This is a genomic window from Salinispora tropica CNB-440, assembly GCF_000016425.1.
In the GTDB taxonomy this organism is placed as follows: domain Bacteria; phylum Actinomycetota; class Actinomycetes; order Mycobacteriales; family Micromonosporaceae; genus Micromonospora; species Micromonospora tropica.
Genome location: NC_009380.1, coordinates 767,993 through 787,377 on the forward strand (window position 1 = coordinate 767,993; position 19,385 = coordinate 787,377).

Annotated in this window: 18 protein-coding genes; 13 read left to right on the forward strand and 5 right to left on the reverse strand. The window is 68.1% G+C overall.

Annotation, left to right across the window (positions count from 1 at the left end):
• The first annotated feature begins 5 nt into the window (after positions 1-5).
• The 12 genes from STROP_RS03450 to STROP_RS03505 are packed head-to-tail and all read left to right on the forward strand — an operon-like array spanning position 6 to position 12,033.
• Positions 6-248, forward strand: coding sequence for a phosphopantetheine-binding protein (locus STROP_RS03450; RefSeq protein WP_011904593.1), 243 nt, complete (start codon positions 6-8; stop codon positions 246-248).
• The gene (locus STROP_RS03455; protein WP_011904594.1) at positions 245-1,402 is read left to right on the forward strand and encodes an acyl-CoA dehydrogenase family protein; all 1,158 of its coding nucleotides are present in this window, start codon (positions 245-247) and stop codon (positions 1,400-1,402) included. The genes STROP_RS03450 and STROP_RS03455 overlap by 4 nt, the downstream gene beginning before the upstream one ends.
• A gap of 1 nt (position 1,403) precedes the next feature.
• Entirely contained in the window at positions 1,404-2,534 is a 1,131-nt protein-coding gene (locus STROP_RS03460; RefSeq protein WP_238380274.1) for an acyl-CoA dehydrogenase family protein, read from the forward strand.
• Positions 2,528-3,223 carry a 4'-phosphopantetheinyl transferase family protein gene (locus STROP_RS03465; RefSeq protein ID WP_011904596.1) on the forward strand — a complete coding sequence of 232 codons (696 nt, stop codon included), beginning with the start codon at positions 2,528-2,530 and terminating at the stop codon, positions 3,221-3,223. The genes STROP_RS03460 and STROP_RS03465 overlap by 7 nt, the downstream gene beginning before the upstream one ends.
• Complete coding sequence (locus STROP_RS03470; protein WP_011904597.1) at positions 3,220-4,161, forward strand: hypothetical protein; 942 nt, start codon at positions 3,220-3,222, stop codon at positions 4,159-4,161. Before STROP_RS03465 ends, STROP_RS03470 begins: the two co-directional genes overlap by 4 nt.
• 10 nt (positions 4,162-4,171) lie before the next feature.
• Complete coding sequence (locus tag STROP_RS03475) at positions 4,172-5,737, forward strand: AMP-binding protein (RefSeq protein ID WP_011904598.1); 1,566 nt, start codon at positions 4,172-4,174, stop codon at positions 5,735-5,737.
• Complete coding sequence (locus tag STROP_RS03480; RefSeq protein ID WP_011904599.1) at positions 5,730-8,159, forward strand: condensation domain-containing protein; 2,430 nt, start codon at positions 5,730-5,732, stop codon at positions 8,157-8,159. Before STROP_RS03475 ends, STROP_RS03480 begins: the two co-directional genes overlap by 8 nt.
• A 13-nt stretch (positions 8,160-8,172) precedes the next feature.
• On the forward strand, positions 8,173-8,931 hold the full coding sequence (locus STROP_RS03485; RefSeq protein ID WP_011904600.1) for a HalD/BesD family halogenase: 759 nt from the start codon (positions 8,173-8,175) through the stop codon (positions 8,929-8,931).
• 40 nt (positions 8,932-8,971) lie between these two features.
• Positions 8,972-10,162: an argininosuccinate synthase gene (locus STROP_RS03490; protein ID WP_238380275.1), complete on the forward strand. Its 1,191-nt coding sequence runs from the start codon at positions 8,972-8,974 to the stop codon at positions 10,160-10,162.
• Entirely contained in the window at positions 10,159-11,079 is a 921-nt protein-coding gene (locus STROP_RS03495) for a methionyl-tRNA formyltransferase (RefSeq protein WP_011904602.1), read from the forward strand. Before STROP_RS03490 ends, STROP_RS03495 begins: the two co-directional genes overlap by 4 nt.
• A 53-nt stretch (positions 11,080-11,132) precedes the next feature.
• Positions 11,133-11,504 carry a VOC family protein gene (locus tag STROP_RS03500; RefSeq protein ID WP_011904603.1) on the forward strand — a complete coding sequence of 124 codons (372 nt, stop codon included), beginning with the start codon at positions 11,133-11,135 and terminating at the stop codon, positions 11,502-11,504.
• A gap of 4 nt (positions 11,505-11,508) precedes the next feature.
• Positions 11,509-12,033, forward strand: a complete 525-nt coding sequence (locus tag STROP_RS03505; protein WP_011904604.1) for a flavin reductase family protein — start codon at positions 11,509-11,511, stop codon at positions 12,031-12,033.
• Positions 12,034-12,313: 280 nt separating this feature from the next.
• Here the strand turns inward: STROP_RS03505 and STROP_RS03510 are convergent, their stop codons facing one another.
• From STROP_RS03510 to STROP_RS03520, 3 genes are all read right to left on the reverse strand, one after another.
• Positions 12,314-13,357, reverse strand: a complete 1,044-nt coding sequence (locus tag STROP_RS03510) for an AEC family transporter (RefSeq protein ID WP_011904605.1) — start codon at positions 13,355-13,357, stop codon at positions 12,314-12,316.
• A 164-nt stretch (positions 13,358-13,521) separates the two neighbouring features.
• On the reverse strand, positions 13,522-14,106 hold the full coding sequence (locus STROP_RS03515) for a ClpP family protease (protein ID WP_011904606.1): 585 nt from the start codon (positions 14,104-14,106) through the stop codon (positions 13,522-13,524).
• A 189-nt stretch (positions 14,107-14,295) separates the two neighbouring features.
• Positions 14,296-14,892 (reverse strand): helix-turn-helix domain-containing protein, encoded by a 597-nt coding sequence (locus STROP_RS03520; protein WP_028564420.1) that lies wholly within the window; start codon positions 14,890-14,892, stop codon positions 14,296-14,298.
• Between the two features lie 157 nt (positions 14,893-15,049).
• On the opposite strand from STROP_RS03520, the gene STROP_RS03525 reads away from it, so the two are divergent.
• Entirely contained in the window at positions 15,050-16,069 is a 1,020-nt protein-coding gene (locus tag STROP_RS03525; RefSeq protein ID WP_026275400.1) for a potassium channel family protein, read from the forward strand.
• A gap of 101 nt (positions 16,070-16,170) precedes the next feature.
• On the opposite strand, the gene STROP_RS03530 is transcribed toward STROP_RS03525, so the two are convergent.
• Together STROP_RS03530 and STROP_RS03535 are read right to left on the reverse strand one after the other, a co-directional pair.
• Entirely contained in the window at positions 16,171-17,205 is a 1,035-nt protein-coding gene (locus STROP_RS03530; protein WP_011904609.1) for a 2-oxoacid:ferredoxin oxidoreductase subunit beta, read from the reverse strand.
• Positions 17,198-19,045 (reverse strand): 2-oxoacid:acceptor oxidoreductase subunit alpha, encoded by a 1,848-nt coding sequence (locus STROP_RS03535; RefSeq protein ID WP_026275401.1) that lies wholly within the window; start codon positions 19,043-19,045, stop codon positions 17,198-17,200. The genes STROP_RS03530 and STROP_RS03535 overlap by 8 nt, the downstream gene beginning before the upstream one ends.
• Between the last annotated feature and the right edge of the window lie 340 nt (positions 19,046-19,385).

Here is a 19,385-nt window from a genome sequence, read left to right on the forward strand (position 1 = left end):
TAACAATGGACGCCGCTTTTCCGGATCTGCTCAAGCCGTTCCTCAAGTATGCGGGAACGCAGCCCATTACCTCCGAGGCCTCGCTCCAAGAGCTGGGCCTGGACTCGATGCGTGCGATCGAACTGCTGTTCACCATCGAGGACACCTACGGGGTGTCCATGCCTGACGAACTGCTGACCGACCGTACCTTCGCCACCGCGGGCAGCCTTTGGGACACCATCGAGTCACTGCGGGGGCGGGCGGCGTGAGCACCGCGACCAGCCACGAAAAGGCCCTGGAGGAAGTGCTGGCCGCCACCGCCGAGCACGCCAAGCACACCGACGAGGCGGCTGAGTTCCCCACCGCGGCGCTGGACGCGATGCGGGCAACCGGCATCCTCGGCCTGCTGGTGCCGACGCACCATGGCGGCGGTGGCGGCGGGCTCGGCGACCTCGTCGACCTGACCCTGCGGCTGGCCCGGGTGGACATGTCTGTCGCGTTGATCTTCGCGATGCACTGCCAGCAGGTTATGGCAGTGGTCCGGCATGCCGACGGTCCGCTCGCCGAGCGGCTCCTGCCGACTCTCGGCAAGGGGAACGTCTACCTCGCCTCCGTCACCACCGAACGCAGCAAGGGTGGGAGCTTGCTCAGCTCAGAGTCGACGGCCCGGCACGACACCGGCACCCTGACCATCGATCGGGACGCCCCGATTGTGACCGGCGGTCAACACGCTGACGCGTTCCTCATCACCACGCTGGCGCCGGAGGCCACCTCACCCAGCCAGGTCTCCCTGGTGTACGCCCGCCGCGACCAGCTTACGATCGAGATACGCGGCGGTTGGCAGCCGCTCGGGATGCGGGCCACCCAAAGCGTGCCCATGCGGCTGACCGGGCGGGTGCCAGCCGACCAAGTAATCGGCGCCCCCGGGCGATTCCGCGAGATCGTCGCCCCCACCTTCGGTCCGATGGCACACATTGGCTGGTCGGCGGCGTGGCTCGGCGCGGCCACCGGGGCGTTGTCCCGGATCCTGCACCACATCCGCGACACCGGCCGGAGTCAGTTCGATCCCTCCTCGGAGCTGCTGCTGACCCGACTGGCCCGGATCCGGGGCCGTCTCGACCTGGTAAACGCTTTACTGCGCCACACCGTCGCCGCCGTGCAGAGCGCCCCCGACACGGCCGAAACGTCAACCCAGCTGCTTGTTAACAACCTGAAGGTTCACGCCGCCGAGCAGTGCTTCGGCGCCGTCGACGAGATGGTGGAGCTAGTTGGCCTACGACACGGCTATCTGCGGTCGTCGTCGCTGTACCTGGAGCGGGTCTTCCGGGACCTTCGCTCTGCCTCGCTGAACTACGCCAACGACCGGCTGCTGCTGGTCAACGGAGCGCTGGCTCTTCGAGACCGGCAGGTGCATCTTGCCTGAGTTGCCAACGGCACCGGAGATGGCGCTCGCGGCCCCGGGCTCGGCGACATCCGGCACCAACGTGGCCGCGCGCACTGGGGTGGCACTGCGCGCGCTGGCCACACCCGGGGACGCCCGGGCAGTCTGGCGGACGCTCGGCGAGCATGGCCTCCTGCGTGACGCCGGGCCGGCCGAGCTGCCGGGACTGCTCGGCGCTCTCGACGCGCGCTGCCCGGTCGGCGTGGTGCTGTCGGTCTGCGTCCAGGTCGCTAGCGCACTGCCCGTCCTGCGTGAACAGGTTGACGGCCAGCCGGAGGACGGGCCGGCGCGGACCGCATACCTCGAGGCGATCACCGGTCACGCGATGCTCGCGTTGGCCGCGACGGACCGTGACGGCGCTGGCTCCGACCTGATGGAGCTAGGCACGACGGTACGCCTCAACGACCGGTCGCTGGTGCTCGATGGCGGGAAGCGATGGATCACCAACGCCCGCACTGCCGCATATGCGCTCGTGTTGGCTCGGCACCGCCCGCAGCGGCACTTCACCAGCTTCGTGTGGGTGCTGGTGCCCACCGACGCCCCCGGAGTGCGGGTGTCGGCCACCCGGGATACCCCACTGAGCAACGCGGGTCTGGGGGACCTGCACTTCAGTCAGGTACACCTGGATCGGTCCTATCTGGTCGGACGCCCTGGGCGGGGCATGGTCAGCTTCGCCCGCCACATCGCCACGGAACGCTTCGCTGGGGGTGTGTGGGCCGCCGCGATGTGCCGGCGTGTACTCGCCGACACCCACCGTCGCCTCACTGAGCGTCCCCTTGGCGCTGGTCGGGCCTGGGACAACCCGGCGATCCGAGAGCGGTTTGCCCGGTGCGTGGTGGAGGCCTGGCGGATCGAGACGGCCTGCGACGCCTACCGGGACAGCCCCGACCCCTTAATGACCAGCATGTTATTGAAGGCCTCGGTGGCGCAGGGCGTGGACGTGGTGCTCGGCGAGTGCGCTGCCCTGCTCGGCGCAGAGGCGTACGTCGAGGACGGGCTAGCGCAGCTGCGGGCCACCGCCGGCATGTTCGCCACGGCCGGCGGCGCCACCGGGGCGATGCTCGCCGGGATCGCCGAGCACGTGCCCGACCTACTCAGGGGGCAGCCATGGTGACAGCGCGGCAGCGGGCGGTGCTGGCCAGCCGGGCGCGACCGCGTCGAGCTAGCACGGGCCGATACGGCGGCGTGGTTCGGCTGTGGCTGGGCACCCGAGTGCGGGTTGCGGTGGCCGAGCAGCGTGTGCTCGCCCACCTCCCGCCGTCCCCGTCCGATCTGGCGAGGGTCGCAGACCTTTCCGCCGGGCCGCGCGCCGAGCGACTGGCCGCACGGACGCTGCTGCGCATGCTGCTCGCAGCTGAGCTGGGAGGGAAGGCCGGCGCTGCGCCGATCGCCGCCCACGACAGCGGCCAGCCCCACCTGCCTGAGTGGCCGGAGGTCACCGTCAGCCTGTCCCACGAGGCTGGGATGGTGGCCGCAGCGCTTGGCCGGGGCGTACCGGTCGGTGTCGACGTCCAGGTCCCCGTACCCGTGCCGTCGGCCCTGCTGCGCCGCTGTTGCGCCCCGGCGGTCCGCGCTGCCCTCGACCGACTGCCCGAACCGGCACGGGACCGCGAGTTCGCCTGGATCTGGACGGTGCAGGAGGCATGCGTGAAGGCGACCGGCGCTGGACTCACTGGTCGGCCCTGGGCTATTCCCGTGCCGGCGGGGCGGCGGACAGGCCGCTGGGCCGATCTGCGGTGGGTGAGCCTGCGCGGGTACAGCCGGGTCCCGACAAGCGTCGCACACGGGGTGGGTACGCGATGACCGTTCCGGATTCCCGATTCGCCGGACTGAGCTGCTATACCAGCAATCTGGCCGGCTATCAGGCCGGCGAATTCGCCGACACCGTGGACCGCTTCGCCGAGTCCGTACGCATCGCGGTGCGCAAGGACCTGCCGGAGGGTGAGCTCGCTTTCTCCCATCACCGCGTGCCGCTCGAACGGCTGCCGGACGGCACCCGGCTAGCATGGGCCACCGCCCCGGCTGACGGTGTCGTCGACCGCATTGACGCCGAGCTGCGATGCTATGGGCGGGTGCTCGTGGTTACCGACAACGCGGCGCTGCCCTGGTCCCCGTCAACCAACGGCACCACGCACGCGCCGCACTGGCTGCTGGTCGACGACCGACGCGGCGACGACTGGCACGTCGTTGACGGATTCAGAGGGCTGCTGCCCGCCGGCGAGCAGGAGCCGTACGCTGGCTGGCTCGGCACTGCCGGCCTACTCGCCGTGATGACCCCGCCGTCGTCATGGCGCCCGGAACAGGACCGGCGCAACGCGTTGGCGTTCGGCTTCTGGATGCCCCCGCCCGTCGGCGTACAGCCGCAGTGGTTGGTCCGTATGGACGGAGCCGGAAACAAACCAGAGCTGCCCGGCGCCTGGCTGCTCGACGAGGGCGAGGCCTTGGAGTTTCTGCGCGACCATGTCGTCGCGCGGCCGCAGGCCGTCGGGGCGCACCTGGACGACCTGTGGGCTGTCGCGCAGCACCGTGTGTTCCGATACCGCCACCTCGGCGACGACGCGGCCGTGCAGGCCTGGTCTGACCTGCCTCGAGCCCTACGTTTCGTCGTGGAATCGGCCCGCCGGGGGCGCCCTCGGTCTGCGCTGGCGCGGACCACCTTCGAGCACCTGCGGCAGCTGGAACACGACCGGTCGACCACCCCAGCGCCGGCGGCGGGACGTCCGCACCGGCAAACGATGTGAAGGATGTGCGATGCAGACCCGTACTCTCTACGACTGGTTCCGGACCTCGGCCCGGCTGCACCCAGATAACGTGGCGATCGAGGTCACCTCGGACGCACTGACTTACGCCGAGTTGCGGGCCGCAACCCAGCGGTTGTCGGCCGATATGCGGCGGATGCTGGGGCGGTCACCCCGACGGGTGGGGCTGCTCACCTCCCGCAGCCTTGTCGGCTACATCGCGTACCTGGCCGCCCTGCGGCTGGGTGCGACAGTGGTACCGCTCAATCCCGCTAACCCGGCGGCCCGCAACCTCGCCATCGCCGACGAGGCAACCCTTGACCTGGTCGTGGTCGACGATAGCTCGGGCGACGGACTCGCTGAGTTCCGGGCCCAGACCACTGTCACGCTCCTCGACCTGACCGGCGAGGGCTGGCGCGGGTTCCTCGTCCCGGGCGAGGCGACGGAAGTCCCGCCGGCCGTGGAGCGGGGCCGCGACGACTTCGCATACATCATCTTTACCAGCGGTACCACCGGGAAGCCCAAGGGCGTGCCGGCAACCCACGCCAACGTCGACTCGTTCCTCACCGAGGTAATCACGCGATATCGGTTCCGGCCCGGGTCGAGGGTCTCGCAGACCTTCGAGTTTTGCTTCGACGGCTCAATCCTTGCGATGTTCGGCGCGTGGGGCACCGGGGCCACTTTGTGCGTCGCCCAGCGCGGTGACGTGCTGACGCCGGTGCGCTTCATCAACACGAAGCGGCTCACGCACTGGCTATCTGTACCGTCGCTCATCTCGTTTGCCAAGCGGCTGCGCGCCCTGGCCCCGGATAGCATGCCGACTCTGCGGCTGAGTTCCTTCGGTGGGGAGCCACTCACCATAAAGCAGGTCAACGATTGGACGGCCGCCGCGCCGAACACCGCGGTAATCAACTGCTACGGTCCAACCGAGACCACGGTCATCGTCACCGCGTACGAGGTGCCCGCCGACCCATCCGCCCGGATCGAGTCGTCGAACCGCTCGGTGCCGATCGGGGACATCTACCCGCACCTCGACTATGTGCTGCTCGACGAGGAACTGCGCCCGTGTGACGACGGCGAGTTGTGTGTCCGGGGCAAGCAGCGCTTCCCCGGCTACCTCGATCCGACGGAGAATGCGGGACGATTCGTCTCCTTTGACGGCAACCGGGGCCGCCTCTACGACGGCACGGGGCCGTTGACCGCCCAGCACTGGTACCGCACGGGCGACCGGATCCGCCGCGAGTTCGGCGAGCTCATCCATCAGGGTCGAATCGACCACCAGGTAAAGGTCCGTGGCAACCGTGTTGAGCTCGCCGAAATCGAGGCCGCGATGCGCGCCCACGCGGACGTGGCGGAGGCTGTGGTGCTTACTGTCGCCGGCGCTGATGGGGAGCTGGACCTGCACGCCGTCTACACGGGCGCGGCTTTGTCCGACGATGACCTCACCCGGCTTGTAGGGCATCTACCGTCGTATATGCGGCCCCGAGTGTTCCACCATCGGGCGGAGATCCCGTTGACCGAGGTGGACAAGGTCGACCGCAAGCGGTTGACCTCCGAGCTGCTCGCGACCCGTGGTTAAGCAGAGCGCCGACACGGCGCTGGAACCGGTCCCGGCCACCGCCATGCAAGAGGCCCTGTGGTGGGTGCACCAGCGAGCCCACGACCGATCGGTCTATCACCTCACCTGGCGGCTCGGGGTGAACGAGCCAATCGACGGGGAGGCACTGGCCGTGGCCTGGCAGGCACTCGTCGACCGGCATGAGGCGCTGCGGACCTCGGTGGTGCGCCAGGCGGGCACCGTCACGCTGGTGGTGGAGCCTCGCATCGTCGTGAGCCCGCACCGGCTGCACGTAGACGACCTGGAAGACGCCGGTTCGACTACTTTGCTGCGGCTCATCGCCGAAGAGGTGCACGCCACGCCACTGGAGCCGGAGCAGGCGCCGCTGGCTCGCATCACCCTGGTCCGGGTCCGCGACCGACACGAGGTGCTGCTGACCGTGCACCACATGGTGCTCGACGGCTGGGCGGTCCAGCTGCTCGTCGCGGAGCTGTCCGAGGCATATGCGGCTGTGCGGCAGGGACGCGCCGTGAGCTTCCAGACCGACCCGGTGCCCTTCAGCACGTACGCCCAGGAGCAGGCGGTGGCCCACGCGGACGGCCGGTGGGACAAAAGCATTGCCTACTGGTGCGACGCTCTCACCGGCGCCGCCTCCGCCACCTTGGAACCCGACCTGCCGGGCGCAGTGGCAAGCGGCGCGCCCGGCGCGATCCTGCGCTACGGCTTCAGCGCCGAGGCGGGTGCTGGGATCGCGGCGCTGGCCAAGGCCACCTTCGCCACCCCGTTCGCGATCATCCTCGCCGCGGCGCAGCTCGTGCTCACCCGAGCCGGCGCCGGGCCGGACGTGGCGGTGGGTGTGGTGACCGCGAATCGGATGACCACCCGCGATCAGGCGCTGCTCGGCTATACCGCAAACCTCTGCATGATCCGGGGCCGTCTCGCCGAGACGGACAGCGTCGCCGCGGTGGTGAGCGCCGCCCGAGACGGCATGTGGCAGATGTTGACGCATCAAGCGGTGCCCTACCCCGTGGTGTTTGGGGCGTTGCCCGAGCAGACCCGGGTCGCCCTCGGCGACCCCGCGCCGCTGCTTTTGAGCTATCTCGGTCCGATCGGCACCGATTTGCGGCTCGGCCCAATCTCGGCGACGCTGCTACCTAGCCCGAACCGGGCCGCCCGGGCCGACGTGGCTATGTCCGTCTGGGAATCTGACGGTGGCTACCTCGCCGAGGTCGAATACCACACTGGACGCTATCGGGAGAGTAGCGTCCTGACGCTGCTGCACGACCTGGATCAAGTACTGGCCGACGGCGGCGCCGAGCCGCAGCGTGCGGTCGGCTCGTTCGATGTCGCCTCCCGCGCCCGCACCCATCGCGCGGCCCAGGCCGCCGCCAACAGCAGCCCGGTGGTCGGCCCGCTGCCCGACTCGGCGAACTGGCGCCATATCTTCGCCGCCTGGACCGACGTGCTCGGCGCCCCGCCGGCGGGAACGGACGTCAACTTCTTCGCCGTCGGCGGCAACTCGCTCAGCGCCCTGCGCCTCGTGGACATGCTGACCGCCGACGGACGACCGGCGGTGGATATCGTGCGGTGGCTCGGCGATCCGACGCCCCAACGGATGGCCGACCTCTTGGGCAATGGGTCTGAGCCAGCCTCGGCGGAGTCAACGCTGGTGCTGTTACGGGACGGCTCGGGCCCGCATCTGCACCTCGTGCATGGCGCTGGGGGCAGTCCGCAGGACTACCAGCACCTGCTGGCTGAGCTGCCGCAGCACTGGCGGGTGACAGCCTCCCGTGACAGTGGGCAACTACCGACGGTGCCGGCGCTGGCCCACCGCTACCAGGCCGACCTGGACACCGCCGGCCTGGTCCCGGACCTGCTCGGCGGGTGGTCGTTCGGCGGTCAGGTTGCCTACCAGATGGTCGCCGACCAGACCGAGCGGCGACCGGCGCTGGTGCTGCTGGACTCCGCCCCACCAGTCGGGTACGAGCTGTCGGCCGACAACGTTCGACAACGCTTCGACACCTTCACAGAAAACGTCTACCGGGCCTTCAACCTGGAGTCAGACGCCCCGAGGTCTCGGGTGACAGGTGGCGCGGGACCGGCTGGCTTCCACGAGCGGCTGGCCGTTGGAGCGCTCGCGGCCTGCCTGGCGGCCATCCAACAACCCGTGCCGGCGGCACTGCTGGCGCACCAGTGGAACAGCTACGAACGTCACCTGCGGGCAAGCGCCGAGTACGTCCATGACGGCCCGGTCGACGCTCCCGCGCTGGTGATTGGCGCGGACCTGCTCGACGCGCAGCTCGCCCAGTGGGCCGCCCGTGTCGGAGCCCTGCGGTCCCATCGGATTGACGCCGACCACTTCGGAGTACTGACTTCGGCTGCCGCGGCGCAGGTAGCGGCGGCCGTCATCCTTTTTGCGCGCGGTGTAACGGCGAGAAGTTAACCAAGGAGGATCCGTGTTCGACTTGAATGTCCTTCACCAGCAGTTGCGAGAGCATGTGAAGCGGAACATGGCGCCGGACGACATCAAAGCAGCCCACCGAGAATTCTCGTACCTGGGACATGCGAAGGTCTCTTTCGTTGCTCCCGACAGCGTCAAAAAGGCAGTCGCCGACGAGGTCAACGTACTGATCGACCAAGCAGGCACGCGACGGGACCTTCGTTTCGCCGAGACCGACTACACGCCGCGTCGGATGCGTAACGTGACGCGAGCCGAAATCGCCAGCCTAGGCACCGTCATCAGCAGCATCTATACAGCGGAGCCGATCCTGCGGATGCTGTCGGAGGTGGCCGGCGAGCCGGTGCATCCGTGCCCGTATGAGCCCGAGCAGTTCGTCATCACCTGCCTGGAAAAGGACGGTGACACCCACGGCTGGCACTGGGACGACTTCGCCTTCGCCCTGGTCTGGGTAATCGAGTGCCCGCCGGTGGAGCATGGCGGCTTCGTCCAGTGCGTGCCTGGCACCATCTGGAACAAGCAGCGCCCAGGGATCAACCGCGCATTGGTCCGCCGCCCGATCTACTCGATGGAGCTATTCCCCGGCGACCTGTACCTCATGCGGACGAACACCACGCTGCACCGCGTCACCCCAGTCCGCCAGGGCCGACGCAAGATCACCAACATGGGGTACGCCTCCACGGCCGACCTGACCCGCAATCTCACCCACGAAACGATGGACCAGCTGTGGGCCACTGCGCCCACCACGGAGGTGTGACCCCATGTCGTCTCGCAACACCATCGCCCCTCAGCACATTGTGCTTGCCTTCTCCGGCGGGCTCGACACCTCGGTGGCCCTGGTCTGGCTAAAGGAGCGCTACCACTGCCGGCTGACCGCTTTCATCGCCAATCTAGGTCAGGGCGCGGAGCTGGACACCGCCGCTCGCAAGGCTGAAAAGCTCGGTGCCGACGAGGTGCGGGTGGCAGACCTACGCGGAGAGTTTGCCCGAGACTATGCCTTCCCGATGTACCGGGCCAACGCCCTCTACGAGGGGCAGTACCTGATGGGCTCCTCCATCGGCCGGCCATTGATCGCCGCAGCCCAGCTGCGCGTAGTCGAGGAGGTCGGCGCGGACGCCGTGGCGCACGGAGCTACGGGCAAGGGCAACGATCAGATCCGCTTCGAGATGACCCTAGCCGCGCTGCGCCCCGACATCATGGTGATCAGCCCGTGGCGGGAGTGGGATCTGTCCTCCCGCAGTGATCTGCTCGCCTACGCCAGGCGGCACGGCATCGAGCTAGACCTAAGCAGCGGCGACCGACCGTACTCTATCGACAGCAACTTGCTACACACCTCCTACGAGGGTGAAGAGCTCGAGGATCCGGAGCAACCGGCGCCGGAAGGCCTGCTGTTCCGGGTGCGCGACCTCGCAGACACCCAGGACGAACCCGAGACCGTCGAAATCCACTTTCAAAGCGGCAACCCAGTCGGCGTCAACGGTAAGCCCCTGTCGGCCAGCGCTGTACTGGAAACACTCGACCAAATCGGTCGCCGGCACGGAATCGGGCGCCTCGACATCGTAGAGAACCGAATTTTCGGCATGAAGACCCGTAACATCTACGAGGCTCCGTCGGGCAGCCTGCTGTGGCACGCCCATCGCGCGGTGGAGTCCCTGGTACTCGACCCGGAGGTAGCTCAGCTCAAGGAGGAGCTCATGCCGAAGTACAGCGCCCTGGTCTACCGGGGCCTGTGGTTCGCCCCCGAGCGGATGATGTTGCAAACGGCCATCGACTTTAGCCAGCAGAATGTCACCGGTGACGCGATCCTGCGGCTGCACCGGGGCACTGTCCAGGTGATCGGCCGCCGCTCCCCACACAGCCGCTACGACACTGCGTTCGCTACCTTTGAGGCGGAGGACGTGTTCGACCAGCGCGATTCCTCTGGCTGGCTGCGAGTCAACACTGTTCGCTTCCGCGCCGGACTGACAAATGGGACGGCGACGCCGTGAGGATCGTCTTTTTCGGCTACGGCGAGCTAGGCGCCATCGTGCTGCGAGGCATCGCGCCGCACCACGAAGTGCTGCTTGTATTAACCCACCCGGTTGAATTCAGTAAACTCGGCGAGCCGGACGTTGAGCTAGCTGCAGCCGAACTGGGACTGCCAGTGCGCTACTCGGCTACCGCCCGCGAACCCGACCTGCACGAGCATCTGCGCGACCTCGCGCCGGAGGTCATCGTCTCCACTAACTGGCGGACCAGGGTTCCCTCGGAGGTGCTGCGGATCCCCGAACGCGGCGCGGTCAACACGCACGATGCGCTGCTGCCCGCCTATGCGGGGTTTGGCGCGGTCAATTGGGCGATCCGCAACGGCGAGGAGGAGACCGGCCTCACCGTGCACTACATGGCCGAGGACCTGGACACCGGGCCAGTCATCACTCAGGCTCGTGTGAAGATCGGGGTGCATGACACCGCCGGACAGATTCTGGAGCGGCTACTCGCGGAATACGTGCCAGTCACACTGGAGGCGTTGAACCGGGTCAACGCGGGGTACCAGGGCAAGCCGCAACCGCCCGAGGGGGCGTCGTTCTACCACCGGATCGGGGTCGAGGACACCCGAATTGACTGGCGGGACAGCGCCACCACGATCTGCAACCTGGTACGCGGCCAGTCGGATCCGTTCGTCAACGCGTGGACGACGTACCGCGGGCTCCCGCTCTGGATCAAAACTGCTGCCCGGCCGACCCGGGCGCACGGTGGCACGCCTGGCCGGATAGTCAAGGCCGACTATGGTGGTGTGGTCGTCGCCAGCGGCGGCCCGCGTGACGGTGACGACCGCGGGGTGGTGCTGCTTCAGGTCCGTACCGAGACCGGCCCACCAGTGCGCGCCCTCGACTACTTTGCCGCCTTCGGCGAGTACCTTCACTGAGACGGTGACCGGGGCGTCGGTCATCACGCTCAGACGACGACGGGAGAGGTTGGATGATCGGTCGGCTGCATTCGATCGTGCTGGACTGTCCGGACGCCGAAAAGCTCGCAGAGTTCTACGTCGGGTTGACCGGCCTGGAATGGGCCGACAGCGACGGGTACTGGGTGACGTTGAAGGGCACGGACGGACATCCTCGCCTGTGCTTTCAAAGTGTCGCCAACTACCAGCCGCCACAGTGGCCGGACCCGGCCCTTCCACAGCAGGCCCACCTCGATGTGGAGGTGGACGATATCCAGGAGGCTGAGCAGGCTGTGCTCCGGTTAGGCGCTACCTTGCTTCGCGGCGGCGGGGGCCGCAGCCACGGCTTTCGGGTTTACGCAGACCCCGTCGGACACCCGTTCTGCCTGGTATGGGGGCAGGACTGAAGACATGACCAATCAGGACCAGGCAGCGGGATTCCGGCTCGCGGCGGGAACATTCGCCACTGGCGTCGGCATCGTCAGCAGTGTGTACGACGACATTCCGCTGGCTATAACGGTCAACTCGTTCACCACCGTCTCGTTGCAACCTCCCATGGTCCTGATCTGTCTCAAACACCGGAGTCGGCTGCTCGCCCAGATCCGCAACTCTGGCATCCTCGCGGTCACCGTACTGGCGGCGGACCAACGGGACATCGCCCGCTGGTTTGCCGATGCCCGGCGACCCTCCAGCGCTGCTGCGTTCGCCGGTGTCCGAGTACATCGGGCACCGGCAACGGGATGCCTCGTGTTCAGCGAAGGGCTGGCCTACTTTGACTGCCAGGTACGCGAGCTGTCTGAGCAGGGTGACCACGCGGTGGTCATAAGTGAGACCATGTCCTACGGCCCATTGCATCCCGCCAAGGCACCGCTGCTGTACCTGCACGGGACGTACCGATGGATCACCTCGACACCGTCAGCGGCTTCCGCCGCATAGGACAGTCACCACAAGGACTAGCGGCGGTTGGCTGATCTTCGTGCAGGTTAATTCTGCTGTGGACGGTCGGTTGATCGAACAGTGGGTGCCAAGGAGTTGGGGAACCTGGCCAGCCCGTAAGTCGCTTCAGCTCAGCAAGCACCCCCACTACGGCCTCGTACGAGGGCAACTCCGACGGGGACGACACACCATGATCCTGCTAGCTAGTCCGACTACAGCGGACAGCAGTTCCGGATCAGCTACTCACCCCAGGCTGAGGACGTACTGCGGGGGAGCGAGGTCACCCTGATTGCGTCCAGTGGATCCAGAGCGGCAGCAGCAGTAGTGCCGCCATCGAGCTCTTCACCACCAGTGCGGCCGACATCTCGACGTCAACGCGGTAGCGCTGCGCGACGATGAACAGGTTCTGTGGTGCTGGCATCGCCGCGATGAGGACGAGATAGGTCAGCCAGGGGCCGTGGATACCGAACACGTGCTCGGCGGCCAGCCAGACTGCGAATGGGAACAGCAGGCACTTGACCGCGATCAGCCAGATCTCCTCGCCGGTGGTGTGGCGGACGCTGATCCCGCTGCCGCCCAGGTATAGGCCCAGGGCGAAGAGTGCGATCGGCGCGGCGGCGGCACCGACGAAGTCGAATCCGTCGAGCAGCGGCTCCGGCATCCGGAACGCCAACAGGTTGAGCAGGAGACCGGCGTTGCACGCCACGACGACCGGCGTGTTCAGGGAACCCCACACCGCCCGTCCCACTCGACCGCGCAGGCTCCGAGTTCGAGGCGGCGGTGCAGGCCCACCGGCCGGCTGCGTGGGTCGCGGCCCACCGGCCCCAGCCGCAGCGGGTACGGCCTGGCCAGCCGGTACGGCCTTCACCGGCACTCCATTCAGCTCCATGATGGCCAAGACGACCAGCGTGAGAACGCATACCTGGAACAGGAGGACCGGAAAGACCGGCGCGGCGTCGCCGAAAAGCATGATGAACACGGGTACCGCGAAATACGCGGTGTTGACCTGGACCGCCGCCATGATGCGCAACGCGAGTTGTCGCGGCTCGCGGGTGGTGGTCAGCCAGGCCAGCACCCCGACCACGACCATGGCGACCCCCGCCGTGACGGCATAGCCGCCGAGGGCGGGCCAAGCGAACAGGGCGCCCAGGTCGCTGCGGTAGATGTTGGCGAACAGGTAGCACGGGACGGCGAAGAGGAAGGCGAAGTCCGCGAATGCCTTCGAGCCCGCCGCGCTGACGACGCTCCGCCGGGCGAAAAACACACCGCCGCCGAGAGCCAACGCCACCGGGACGAGCTTTTCGAAGACGGCGAGCGCTTCCAATGGTCCGGGCCTCCAGCGGATCTGGCCGGCCCAGATCCGGTTGGCAAGGGCGTCCGGTGGTTCCGGCGGAGGCTCCGTTGCGATCGAAGGTGACCAGGGTCGGCGCCAAGCGATGAGCGGAGCAGAATATACGCTGCGAGGGTGCCCGACCGATGACGGGTGGCTCAGCGCGCGAGCTCCGCCGCCTGCGTGACGACGTGGTCGATGAGGCCGTACTCGCGGGCCTGTTCCGGGGTGAACCAGCGATCCCGGTCCCAGTCCTGCTGGATCTCTACCAGCGTCCGGCCGCTGTGTTGGGCGATCAGCCCCTGCATCGTCTTCTTCACGTGTAGGAGGTTCTCCGCTTGAACCCGGATGTCGGCAGCGGTGCCCCCCATCCCGCCGGAAGGCTGGTGCATGAGGATCCACGAGTGTGGCAGCGCGTACCGTTTGCCCGCCGTCCCGGCGCAGAGGAGGAACTGCCCCATCGAGCCGGCCATGCCCAACGCCAGCGTCGCCACGTCGTTGCGAACAAACTGCATCGTGTCGTAGACAGCCATTCCCGCGCTCACCGAACCGCCGGGCGAGTTGATGTAGAGCTTGATGTCCCGGTCCGGGTCCTCGGCAGCCAACAGCAGGATCTGGGCACAGACCCGGTTGGCCGACTCGTCGGTCACCTCCGTGCCGAGGAAGACGATCCGTTCCTTCAGCAGCCGTTCAAAGATCTGGTCGCCGAAGCCCTGCTGTCCACCGTCCAGCATCTTGATCATTAGTTGCTACCTCCAACGAGTCGGCGAGCGGGGGACGCCCGGGGCCGGTCCGTCCAGCGTGCGCGTGTCGGCGCGTGCGGAGGTAGCCGATCTGCCAGCGGCAGATCGGCCCAGAGCAGATCGGTCAGGGTGGATGGGGTGAAGGGCGACCCGTTCCAGGGAGGATGGATCCAGAGCGGTCCGGTCGGGCTACCGCGTGGCCCGCTGCCGGCGTGCCCGGATGAGTCGCCGGGCCCGCCACGAGCTTCGTGCGGTGGGACCGACAGCCGGCACTGTGGCGATCAACCGGACCTGTAGGCCGGCCCCTCCCACCGGGCCACCGGTCAGCGCGGGCCCGATGGGCGCCAGCCCCGCGCCGCCGATGGGCGCCAGCCCCGTGCCACCAACGGGCAGCCCAGGTGCGCCCAGTCGAAGGTGCACCCGGCTGGCACCGCAGGAGGTGGGACCGTCGCCGCGTAGCCCGGCCCGTACCGAGTACTGCGGGGTGGGCTCGACGGGGGAGCCCGGCGTACGGCCAACCTCGCCGATGGTGAACCCCATCGGCTCGGGCCGCTCCAGGCGACGCAGATCGTCACGGGCCTCCCCGAGAAGGTCGGAGAGGCGGATCCCGAGCGCCCGGCAGATCGCCGCGAGTACCTCGGACGAGGCCTCCTTACGCCCCCGTTCCACCTCGGATAGGTACGGCATGGATACCCCGGCGGCGGCAGCTACCTCCCGCAGCGTGCGACCCTGCCGTACGCGTAGCCGGCGCAACACCCCGCCGATGACTCGTCTGAGCAACGACATGCTCCGCCTCGCTTTCGTGGCCGTTGTCTGAGGGTAGATCCCATCATGCCCGTCGGGGTCTGGCACGGCGTCGTACCGCTGCCTCGCCATGCGGATTACCCCTGACCCGCTATGTTGTGGGCGTGCAGGTGACAGCGGAGTGTGGGCGGGGCGAACGGTGATCCATTTCCCGGCGCAACGGCGCGATCCGCTGAGCGCGTTGAGTCTGCGGTTGGCCGCGGCCCTCGGGCTCATCCTCGCCAGCGTCGCCGTGGTGTGGTTGGACCGGGACGGCTATCGGGACGCCAACCGCGACTCGGCCGGGCTGAGCCTTCTCGACTGCTTCTACTACGTCGTGGTCTCCCTCTCCACCACGGGATACGGCGACATCGCCCCGGTCTCCGAGTCGGCCCGCCTGCTCAACGTCCTCTACATCACGCCCGCCCGGGTCATATTTCTGATCATCCTGGTCGGCACCACCCTGGAAGTCCTGACCGAGCAGTACCGGACCGGCCTTCGCCTGTCGCGGTGGAGGAGAGCTGTGAAGGACCACGTCATCATCTGCGGCTACGGCACCAAGGGCCGCAGCGCGATCTCCGCCCTGCTCGAGAACGGTTTCGACAAGTCCAGGATTGTGGTGGTCGAGCGCAGCGGCGCTGCCCTACGGCAGGCCACCTCGGCCGGTCTGGTGGCGATCGAGGGATCGGCGACCCGCTCGGCCACCCTCAACGAGGCACACATCCGGACCGCCAAGGCAGTGATCATCGCGACCGACAGTGACGACGCCGCGGTGTTGGTGGCGCTGACCGTCCGGCAGCTCACCGCCGGACAGGTGCGGATCATCGCCGCGGCCCGGGAAGCGGAGAACGCCCCGCTGCTCAAACAGAGCGGCGCCCATCACGTGATCGTCTCGTCGGCGACCGCCGGTCGGCTGCTGGGCCTCTCCACCTCCGCGCCGCCGCTGATCGAGGTCGTGGAGGATCTGCTCACACCCGGTCAGGGTATGGCGCTCGCGATGCGTTCGGCCGAGCGGCACGAGGTCGGCCGTTCCCCCCGCGAGCTGGACACCCTCGTCATTGCGCTCGTGCGGCGGGGCAAGGTGGTCACCCTCGCCGATCGGGCCGGTGGGGTCATCGAAACCGGCGACATGCTCGTGCACGTCCGCGACGACCGTCGGACCTCCACGCCGGTGTCCTGAGCGTCCACGCCGCTTCCGGAACGCGGTACGCAGCCCGCGTTCCGGATGCAGCGTGCACCGAGCGGCCGGCTACCCGACGTGCGCGGGCGCCAGCGTGCGGCTCAGTTGATCGTCCAGGTGTCGCCGCTGTGCAACAGGCCGGCGAACTGTTGCTCCCGAGTCTCGGTCACCGTTGCCCGGGCGGCGTCGAGCTGCTCCTGCACGACGCTGTCGTACGACGGCCGCCGCACCGAACGGAACACGCCGATCGGGGTGTTGCGCAGGTCCAGACCCGGCAGCCGGGACAGGGCGAACGCGTACGCCGGATCGGCGACGGTGGCGTCGTGGATCACGATCTCCTCCGCCGCGGTGGCAGCGGTATCGCGGACCTCCAGGCCGAAGCCGCCGGGCGGGTGTACGACGCAGAACTGCCCGTCCCGGCCGAACGTGATCGGTTGGTTGTGCTCCAGCCGGATCAGCGCGTCGTCGCGGGTGGCGGGCCCCTTGAGTTGTTCGAAGGCGCCGTCGTTGAAGATGTTGCAGTTCTGGTAGATCTCCACGAACGCGGAGCCCTCGTGCTCGGCGGCGGCCCGAAGCACCGACTGCAGGTGCTTGCGGTCGGAGTCGATGGTGCGGGCCACAAACGTGGCCTCGGCGCCCAGCGCGAGCGAGAGCGGGTTGAACGGTGCGTCCGCCGAGCCGACCGGGGTCGACTTGGTGACCTTGCCAACCTCGGAGGTGGGGGAGTACTGCCCCTTGGTCAGGCCGTAGATCCGGTTGTTGAACAGCAGGATCTTCAGGTTGACGTTACGCCGCAGCGCGTGGATCAAATGGTTGCCGCCGATCGACAACGCGTCGCCGTCGCCGGTGACCACCCAGACGGAGAGGTCGGGGCGGGTGGCGGAGAGCCCGGTGGCGATCGCTGGAGCGCGGCCGTGAATCGAGTGTATCCCGTACGTGTTCATGTAGTACGGGAAACGCGACGAGCAACCGATACCGGAGACGAAGACGATTCGCTCGCGGGGAATGTTCAGCTCCGGCATGAAGCTCTGGACGGCGGCGAGGATCGCGTAGTCACCGCAGCCGGGGCACCACCGCACCTCCTGGTTGGACTTGAAGTCCTTGGCGGTGAGCTTGAGGGCGACGGGCTCAGACATTCTTCAGGACCTCTTCCAGCATCGTCTCCAGCTCGTTGGCGGTGAACGGCAGGCCGTGTACCTGGTTGTAGCCGATCGCGTCGACCAGGTACCGGGCGCGGATCACGTGGGCGAGCTGACCGAGGTTCATCTCGGGGATGACCACCCGTTCGTAGGAGCGCAGCACCTCGCCGAGGTTCGCCGGCATCGGGGCGAGGTGCCGCAGGTGTGCCTGGGCGACGGAGAGCCCGCGTTGGCGGAGGCCCCGGCAGGCCGCGCCGATCGGCCCGTACGTGGATCCCCAGCCGAGCACCAGCACCTGAGCGTCACCGTCCGGGTCCTCGACCTCAAGGTCGGGCACCGGGATGGCCTCGATCCGGGCGGCGCGGGTCCGCACCATGAGGTCGTGGTTGGCCGGGTCGTACGAGATGTCGCCGGTCTTGTCGGCCTTCTCCAGTCCGCCGATGCGGTGCTCCAGGCCGGGTGTGCCGGGGACAGCCCACGGCCGGGCCAGGGTCTCCGGGTCCCGCAGGTAGGGCAGGAAGGTGGCACCGTCCTCGCCGTTGGGCCGGGTGGCGAAGTCGACTCGCAGGTCGGGCAGGGACTCGACGTCGGGGAGCAGCCACGGCTCCGAGCCGTTGGCGACGTAGTTGTCGGAGAGGAGGATCACCGGCGTGCGGTAGGTCAGCGCGATCCGGGCCGCCTCCAACGCCGCGTAGAAGCAGTCGGCCGGGGATTTTGGCGCGAGCACCGCCACCGGCGCCTCGCCGTGTCGGCCGAAGAGGGCCATGTTCAGGTCGGCCTGCTCGGTCTTGGTCGGCATACCGGTTGACGGCCCGGCCCGCTGCACGTCCACGATGACCAGCGGCAGCTCCAGGGCCACCGCGAGGGAGATGGTCTCGCCCTTGAGCGCGACGCCGGGGCCGCTGGTGGTGGTGACGCCGAGCGCCCCGCCGTACGAGGCGCCCAGTGCCGCACCGATCGCCGCGATCTCGTCCTCGGCCTGCATGGTGAGTACGCCGAAACGCTTGTGTTTGCTCAGCTCGTGCAGGATGTCCGACGCTGGGGTGATCGGGTAGGCGCCGAGGAAGACCAGCAGCTCGGAGCGGACTCCGGCAGCCACCAGGCCGAGCGACAGCGCCATGTTGCCGGTGATGTTCCGATAGGTCCCGGGCTGCATTTTCGCCGGCTTGACCTCGTACCGGACCGCGAAGTCCTCGGTCGTCTCGCCGAAGTTCCAGCCGGCCTTGAACGCCGCGACGTTGGCCTCGACCAGCTCCGGCCGGGCCGCGAACTTGCGCTCCAGGAACCGCAGGGTCGACTCGTACGGCCGGGAGTACATCCAGCTCAGCAGGCCCAGCGCGAACATGTTCTTGGCCCGCTCGGCGTCCTTCTTGGACACCTCGTGGTCGGCGAGCGCGCCGACGGTCATCGAGGTCAACGCCACCGGGTGCACCGTGTAGCCCGCGAGTGAGTCGTCCTCGAGTGGGTTGGTCTGGTAGCCGACTTTGGTCAGGTTACGTCGGGTGAACTCGTCGGTGTTGACGATGATGTCGGCCCCGCGTGGCAGATCGGCGAGGTTGGCCTTGAGCGCGGCCGGGTTCATCGCGACCAGGACGTTGGGCGAGTCGCCGGGGGTGAGGATGTCATAGTCGGCGAAGTGCACCTGGAAGCTCGACACCCCGGGTAGCGTCCCGGCGGGCGCGCGGATCTCCGCGGGGAAGTTGGGCAGCGTGGAGATGTCGTTGCCGAGTTGGGCGGTTTCGGAGGTGAATCGGTCACCGGTGAGCTGCATCCCGTCGCCGGAATCCCCGGCGAAGCGGATGACCACGCGGTCCAGTTGGCGGATTTTCTTGGTCACGACCGCACCTCGCTTCGGTCGGCGCGGTCGCCCGGGTCGCCGCACTCGCTCCTGACCTCGCCTTGCCCGGTCACATGGCCTCCTCGGCGCGCCGCCGTGACCCACCTCGTGTGGTTGTCCGGCCTGCTGTCGTTTCTCACCTGAGAGCCTACGTCGGATCACCTCGTCGCTATCTCGAGAGGTCCGCCGACTGGGACTGGATTTGGCGAACAGATGACCGATTTGTTGCCTTTCTCAACCCCCTGCCGTAATCCAGATCACCGTTGCTCCGTCGCCCTCGCCGGCTGCGGGTCGCCGCCGACCCCCTGTTGGTTGCCCGCGGGGCCTCGGATGAGCAATG